Genomic DNA, 5517 nt, shown 5'->3' with positions numbered 1-5517 from the left:
TTTTGTCGAACTTCATCACTATACATACGAATGCAGTGATTGGTTTTTGTTTTTGTATGTACTGCTTAATAAAGTGAAACTATAATCAGTGGGGGTTTTGTTCATCCCCCACTGATTATTAGCCTTCACCAATCGGGCGTTTACGGGCAGTTTATCTCCCACCTAACTTCTTTGCTCCAGCCGAATTTTGAGGTGGGAGTTTTACTGCCCGCAAATAGCGGGATAAAATTAGTTTTCTCTTTTTATTCTAATTGCTATAGAAAAAATTACCTAAATATACATCCGACATTTCAACACAAAAAAACCTCCCTTTTAGGAAGGCTCCTCTACATTTTTAAATAAACTTACTAATAATGCTTTTTGAGCATGTAATCGATTACCAGCTTGCTCAAAAACAATAGACTGCGGTCCATCTATAATTTCTCCTGTTACCTCTTCTTCACGATGGGCAGGTAAACAGTGTAAGAAACGATATGTTTGCTTCGCATGCATAACAAGTTCTTTATTGATTTGGTAAGGTTGAAATAAAGTATATTTTTCTTCTTCTCCTTCTTGCCCCATGCTCATCCAAACGTCAGTATAAATGAAATCTGCTTCATTCACCGCTAATTCAGGGTTATGCAAAATTTCAATTTCAGCTCCTGTTTCTTCAGCAATCGCTAACGCCTTTTTAACAATCTCTTCATTCGGTTCATACCCTATAGGCGTTGCAACAGTCATATGCATTCCGACTTTCGCACTCGCTAACAACAATGAATGACATACATTATTTCCGTCACCTACGTAAGCCAATTTTATTCCTTTAAATGTATTTGTTTCTTCATATATTGTCATTAGGTCTGCCAATGCTTGACAAGGATGATGGTCATCCGTTAATCCATTAATAACAGGAATGCTCGATTCTTTTGCCAACTCTTCTACATCCGCATGTGAGAATGTACGTATCATGATCCCGTCAATATAATGAGATAATACTTTCGCAGTATCTGAAACGGTTTCTCCTCTTCCAATTTGCATCTCTTTCCCGCTTAAAAACATGCCATGTCCCCCGAGCTGTACCATTCCCGCTTCAAAAGATACACGAGTACGAGTTGAATGTTTATCAAAAATAAGCCCTAATATTTTGCCTTGTAATAAAGACTCCTGCTTATTCTTTTTTAAATATATAGCGAACTCAATTAAAGAAATAATTTCTTCTTGCGTCAATTCTTCTAATGTTAAAAGATCTTTCGTATTTAATTTCGGTACTTGTACAGTTGACATGAAACTTCCCCCTTATATGATTGATACGTTTTTTGTACAAACTACTTTTTTTATCATATATACTGCCTGTTCTAACTCTTCATTCGTTACAATAAGTGGCGGTAATAGTCTTATAACATTAGGTCCTGCTTGTAATACGAGAAGTCCTGCTTTTTCTAGTTGTTCTATAAAATTTGCAACCTCATGCTTACATTCGATCCCAATCATAAGTCCCTTACCACGAATATTTTGAACACATTCAACGTATCGTAATTCTTCTTGCAATTTCTTTAATACGTACTCGCCCTTTTCCTGTACTTCTTTTAAAAACGATTGTTCCTTAATGAATTGCAATACTTCTTTCGCTGCAGTCATAGCAATATAATTCCCACCGAAAGTTGAACCGTGTGACCCTGCAGTAAACGAAGAACCTAGTTCTTTCCGGCCAATCATCGCTCCAACTGGAATACCATTCCCAAGCGCCTTCGCGATGGTAACGATATCAGGCCCTATTCCCATTTGCTCATAAGCGAATAGTGTTCCTGTCCTGCCTATTCCAGTTTGTACTTCATCTATAATAAAAAGAGCATTGTACTGATTACATAGTTTTTCAATTTCCTTCAAAAAAGATGGATCAGCTAATATTACTCCTCCTTCTCCTTGAACAACTTCTACCATTACCGCCGCAACTTCTTCATTCATTACTTCCTCTAATGCTTGTATATCGTTAAATGGTGTATGTAAAAAAGACGGAAGTAATGGACCGAATCCTTCTTTCACTTTATCTTGCCCTGTTGCACTCATCGTTCCGAATGTTCTACCGTGGAAAGATTGTTGACATGTTACGACGAGAGATTTCCCAGTATGCTTACGGGCTAGCTTTAAAGCCGCTTCATTCGCCTCCGCCCCGCTATTACAAAAAAACACATAATCTAATGCTGTATCTTCTGTTAATAACGATGCGACCTCTTCTTGTAAGGAGTTCGTAAATAAGTTAGATATATGCCATATGTTTCCAAGTTGCATTTCTACTGCCTTTACAACAGTAGGATGACAATGTCCTAAATTACATACGCCAATTCCTGATGTGAAATCTAAATATTGCTTACCATTTTTATCGATAACTTTTGTTCCATTTCCCTTTAGAAACTCAACTTCTCTTCTTCCATACGTTTGAAAAAGATGACTCGTCATACGATACTCACACCTTTCGTTACCGTCGTTCCGATACACTCTCCTGTAACCTCAGTAAAATCCTTTGTACCATTCACGATACTTACCTTTTGTACTCCCATTTTTAATGATGCAAGTGCCGCCTGTACTTTCGGAATCATCCCGCCTGTAATAACACCTTTTTCTATAAAAGTAAGGACTTCAGATTCATCCGTTTTCTGTACCAATTTCCCTTCATGTAATATCCCATCTACATCCGTAATAAAAATGAGCTCTTTTGCGGATAGTGCGGCCGCAATCCCAGCTGCAGCTGTATCAGCATTTATGTTATAAATCTCATTACCATTTATCCCGATTGAAGCAATCACAGGAATATAATTCATATCTATCAATCCTTTTAATAAGGCTGTTTCTACATAACTTACTTCTCCTACATATCCCATCTCTTCGCCAACAGGTTGAACTTGAAGTAAATTACCGTCACATCCTGAAAGCCCCACCGCAAGTAAATCATATTTTTGTAAATTCATTACGAATTTTTTATTCGTACTTCCGCATAGCACCATTTGAACAACATCCATAACCTCTTTCGGCGTTACTCGTAATCCATCTTTCTTTTCTACCTTGATATTAGAGCCTTCTAACTTGGCATCAATTTCTGGGCCACCGCCATGGACAATAACAACCTTATACTTATTTTGCAATTTCTTTATGCAATCAAAAAACACATGATTTAATTGATCCAACATGCTACCGCCACATTTAACTACAATATAATCACTCATCTTCTCTCTCCTTATGTACGATAACAAGCATTTATTTTCACATATTCATAACTTAAGTCACAGCCCCAAGCTGATCCCGTTTCATCTCCTAAATGTAAACACACATCAATTTTTATTTCATGTTCTTGTAACTTCTTTGTCATTTCCTCTTCAGAAAACATTTGAGGCTCACTATTTTTTAATACGGCGATAGATTGAAGAGTTATATCAATTGTATTTGGGTTAATGATTACTTCACTCTGCCCAATACTACTAATAATTCGGCCCCAATTTGGATCCTCACCGTATATTGCTGTTTTCACAAGACTCGAACCGACTATTTGTTTTGCAATTTTCTTTGCTTCTTCATTTATTCGAGCCCCTAACACGTTTACTTCTATTAACTTCGTAGCCCCTTCACCATCTTGTGCAATTTTTTTCGCTAAATCTTCACATACCTTTTGTAAAGCCAATACGAAAGTTTCCCAGTCTTTATGTTCCATATTCATCGTTTTCGTTTCTGATAATCCACTTGCCATAACGATGACCATATCATTTGTAGAAGTATCTCCGTCCACCGTAATTTGATTAAACGTATGATTCGTAATTTGTGATAATGCTGTTTGCAATATTTCATGCTCTATATTGACGTCCGTTGTAATAAAACTAAGCATCGTTGCCATATTCGGATGGATCATCCCTGAACCTTTTGCGACCCCAGCAATGGTCACTGCTTCCCCATCAATTATCATCTCATAGCAAGTTTCTTTCGTTATAAGATCTGTCGTTAAAATTGCTTCACAAAAAGAATGAGCTTCACTTACTTCCTTTGTTGGCACAAGAGATTCAATTCCCTTTCGAATGATATCCATCGGTAAAGGTACTCCAATTACACCTGTTGAAGCGACTGCGACGTACTTTTCTTTTACTCCAAAGTGTTCCGCTCCTAATGTTCGCATCTCATAAGCATCTTGCAATCCTTTCATCCCCGTACAAGCATTTGCATTTCCACTATTGACGAGAATTGCTTGTAATTTCCCCTCCGCCGCTATACTCTTTTTCGTTACTTGCAATGGTGCTGCTTGTATTTGATTTGTTGTATAAACAGCAGCGCATGATGCTGGTACGTCACAAACGATTGCACCTAAATCCTTTTTCTCCTTTTTCAGACCATTTGCAGTGCCAATTGCCGAAAAGCCTTTCGGCGTTACAATTGAACCATTTTCTAATTTTGTAATAGACGCTACTTTAATCATCATGTCCCCCTTATGGATAAAGCGGCATATGCTGTAAACCTGTTGTATCTTCTAATCCCGCTAATACATTTGCATTTTGAATCGCTTGCCCAGCTGCACCTTTCATCATATTGTCTATAACAGAAACGACTGTAACTCTTTCTGTTCTTTCATCATAAGCTATGCCAATATCACAATAATTTGAGCCTCTCACTTCTTTCGGACTTGGAAATTCTCCTTGAGAACGAATTCGAATGAAAGGCGATTGTTCATACGTTTCTTCATACAATTTTTGAAGGTGTTGTATTTTCATTTCTTGTTTCACTTTCGCATAAAGTGTAACCATGATCCCTCGTGATATCGGTATTAAATGTGTACTAAATGTGATTGGCTTCGCTTTATCATTCCACTCTATAAGCATTTGCTCAATCTCAGGAACGTGCTGGTGCTGATTTACTTTATAAATGTGAAGGTTATCATATAGCTCTGGAAAATGAGTCATTGTTGTTGGCGTTTTACCCGCTCCAGATACCCCTGACTTTGCATCAATGATAATCGAATCTTCTTCAATCATTCCGCTACGTACTAACGGCGCTATCGCTAATAAGGCGGCTGTCGCAAAACATCCTGGGTTTGCAATTAAATCAGCATTTTGAATCTCGGACCTTTTCCATTCACTTAACCCATAAACTGCTTTCCTAAGAACTTCTTCTTTTGCAGCTGGCCTTTTATACCACATTTCATATGACGAAGGATCTATCATACGAAAGTCTCCAGATAGGTCAATGACTTTTAACCCTACTGCTAATAATCTTGGAGTTAACTCCGCCGATACTCCTGCTGGGGTTGCTAAAAATACGATTTCTGCTTCCCTTTCTATTGCCTCCACATCAATTTCTTGTAACGTATGGACAAGAACATTTCGAAGATGCGGATATACACCTGTTATACACTCGCCAACTTGTGAAAAGGAATGGAGAGATGCAATCGAAAAATATGGATGTTGTTCTAATAACCGAATTAACTCAATGCCTCCATATCCAGTTGCTCCAATAATTGCGACTTTCATAAGCTCCTCCTCATATCGATTCTTTAAATTAAGT

At 37.7% G+C, this 5517-nt stretch carries 5 protein-coding genes; all 5 read right to left on the bottom strand.

The window, feature by feature from the left end; translation table 11 throughout:
• Positions 1–312 precede the first annotated feature (312 nt).
• From argF to argC, 5 genes are read right to left on the bottom strand one after another with little or no spacing between them, the layout of a single operon-like run.
• Positions 313–1263, bottom strand: a complete 951-nt coding sequence (gene argF, locus KI356_RS20265; RefSeq protein ID WP_212936271.1) for an ornithine carbamoyltransferase — start codon at positions 1261–1263, stop codon at positions 313–315.
• Positions 1264–1275: 12 nt separating this feature from the next.
• Complete coding sequence (gene argD / locus KI356_RS20260; protein WP_212936270.1) at positions 1276–2436, bottom strand: acetylornithine transaminase; 1161 nt, start codon at positions 2434–2436, stop codon at positions 1276–1278.
• Positions 2433–3200: an acetylglutamate kinase gene (argB, locus tag KI356_RS20255; protein WP_128281014.1), complete on the bottom strand. Its 768-nt coding sequence runs from the start codon at positions 3198–3200 to the stop codon at positions 2433–2435. The genes argD and argB overlap by 4 nt, the downstream gene beginning before the upstream one ends.
• 11 nt (positions 3201–3211) lie before the next feature.
• Positions 3212–4435, bottom strand: a complete 1224-nt coding sequence (gene argJ, locus KI356_RS20250) for a bifunctional glutamate N-acetyltransferase/amino-acid acetyltransferase ArgJ (RefSeq protein ID WP_212936269.1) — start codon at positions 4433–4435, stop codon at positions 3212–3214.
• Positions 4436–4445: 10 nt separating this feature from the next.
• Positions 4446–5483 (bottom strand): N-acetyl-gamma-glutamyl-phosphate reductase, encoded by a 1038-nt coding sequence (gene argC / locus KI356_RS20245; protein WP_212936268.1) that lies wholly within the window; start codon positions 5481–5483, stop codon positions 4446–4448.
• Positions 5484–5517 lie beyond the last annotated feature (34 nt).

The sequence above is a fragment of the Bacillus hominis genome (assembly GCF_018332515.1).
GTDB classification, from domain to species: domain Bacteria; phylum Bacillota; class Bacilli; order Bacillales; family Bacillaceae_G; genus Bacillus_A; species Bacillus_A hominis.
The sequence above is the reverse complement of the archived record's forward strand: the minus strand, read 5'-3'. Positions and strand labels throughout refer to the sequence as shown.

Excerpts from the sequence above, each read along its gene's own strand:
- argF (WP_212936271.1), bottom strand. The coding sequence starts at position 1,263 with ATGTCAACTGTACAAGTACCGAAATTAAATACGAAAGATCTTTTAACA.
- argD (WP_212936270.1), bottom strand. The coding sequence starts at position 2,436 with ATGACGAGTCATCTTTTTCAAACGTATGGAAGAAGAGAAGTTGAGTTT.
- argB (WP_128281014.1), bottom strand. The coding sequence starts at position 3,200 with ATGAGTGATTATATTGTAGTTAAATGTGGCGGTAGCATGTTGGATCAA.
- argJ (WP_212936269.1), bottom strand. The coding sequence starts at position 4,435 with ATGATTAAAGTAGCGTCTATTACAAAATTAGAAAATGGTTCAATTGTA.
- argC (WP_212936268.1), bottom strand. The coding sequence starts at position 5,483 with ATGAAAGTCGCAATTATTGGAGCAACTGGATATGGAGGCATTGAGTTA.